This is a genomic window from Priestia sp. BR_2 (assembly GCF_041954005.1).
Lineage (GTDB): Bacteria > Bacillota > Bacilli > Paenibacillales > Paenibacillaceae > Paenibacillus_AQ > Paenibacillus_AQ lautus_A.
In genome coordinates, this window is sequence record NZ_JAVFHM010000232.1 from 1 (window position 1) to 1,750 (window position 1,750).

Annotated in this window: 1 protein-coding gene; it reads left to right on the forward strand. The window is 37.3% G+C overall.

The window, feature by feature from the left end:
* Positions 1 to 329 precede the first annotated feature (329 nt).
* The gene (locus tag RB298_RS19090; protein WP_486048031.1) at positions 330 to 1,520 is read left to right on the forward strand and encodes an MFS transporter; all 1,191 of its coding nucleotides are present in this window, start codon (positions 330 to 332) and stop codon (positions 1,518 to 1,520) included.
* Positions 1,521 to 1,750 lie beyond the last annotated feature (230 nt).

Sequence of the window (1,750 nt, forward strand, 5' to 3'; positions counted from 1 at the left end):
TACATTTCCATACTTATGGAAATGTAGAAATAAGAGGTATGATCTTTCTTGTATGGATTATGGCTAAATTGCTTGATAGGTATCCTCATCTAAATTATGAGTACTTCGGATAAAAAGGCTAAAGCAAATCACCTATCGTTATCATAAGCGCGTTAAATTCATGGTGTGTCACCTTTATAAAACATTTTTAAAGAAACTGTAAAGGTCACTTTGTCTGCGTGCAAAAATCAGCTCTTTACAGGTAACTTTTCAAACACTCGGTTAATTTACGAACTTAAATCTGTATTTCTAGAAATACCGAAATATAAAAACAAAAGGTGTGATTTATTTTGTCAAATATATGGAAAATTTATTTGTTAGCTGCCATTAGTTTTCTTAATGGTACATCAGAATATGTTATTGCCGGAATCTTAGACAGAATTGCTGAGGCCAATAACATTTCGGTTTCATCTGCAGGACAGCTAATTACCGTGTTTTCAATAGCTTTTGGAGCAGGGACACCTTTTCTAATTGCTATGACTGCTCGACTGGAACGAAAAAAACTTCTTGTCTATGCTTTAACCGTTTTCTCTGTCATCAATATTCTTATAGCGATTATAACAGGTTATGAAATGCTAATGGCAGCTAGAATCATCTCTGCCCTTAGTGCCGGCGTTATTCAAGTTACGCTTCTAACCCTTGCTGCAGTTTTAGCAGCTCCAGGAAAGCAAGGAGGTGCGATTGCTACAGTTGTTACGGGGCAAAGTACTGCTTTGGTTGTAGGTGTACCTATAGGAAGAGTTGTGGCTTCGCATTATGATTGGAATGTAATATTCATTGGGCTTGGTGTAGTAGGATTACTTTTCTCTGCCTTAACGTTGTTTACTATACCAAAAACAGTTGCTGAAGAACCTGTACCTTTGCGTGAGCAGTTTAAATTTCTTATGAAACCACGGATCTCAGCATACTTGCTCATCACGTTTCTATGGTTAGGTTCATATTCCATTGTATTTACGTACATTTCACCGTATTTCTTAAATACATTCGGAATGAGCAATCAAGGAGTAACTACAGCTCTCTTTATATTTGGTATTGCTAGCGCTATTGGATCCAAATTAGGAGGTTTTAGTACAGATAAGTGGGGATCATTTCGTACATTAACTGGAGGAATATTACTCCATGCTATTGCACTATTGTTATTCCCGTTTATCGGTCAATTTGCTCTTCTTTTCTATGTACTACTTATTTTTTGGGCGCTTTCAGCTTGGTCTTCCGGCGCGCCAATACAATTTCAGCTTATAAGCCTTGCTCCTGCTGCAGCAAGTATTGTGCTTAGCTTACACAGTGCTTTTGGACAACTTGGAATGGCAGCCGGAGCTGGTATCGGTGGTATTGCTGTCAAAAATGGCTTGTTGAATTATATTCCTTGGATTGGGGCTTTTGCCCTTGCCGTTTCTGTCGTAGTCATTGTTGCCGACAACGTTCTATCTAAACGAAAACAGACTAAACAAGCTCAGAGCAATCTTTGTGTAGAAAAATAAAAGTCTACTATCCAATGCGTTTGACGTAGCTAAAAGCCACTTGTATAAAACAAGTGGCTTTTAACATTTAAACCTGCTTGAAACATAAGCTCCCTTGCTGTCTCCATATCTACAAGTAAGGCTCCCTTTAAAAAACACTATTGTATCTATATGTTTTCATGATCAAATCACCTGCTTCTCTAAGACGTTACCTTTATATTTAACAATAAGTGGAATTTATACTGTATAAT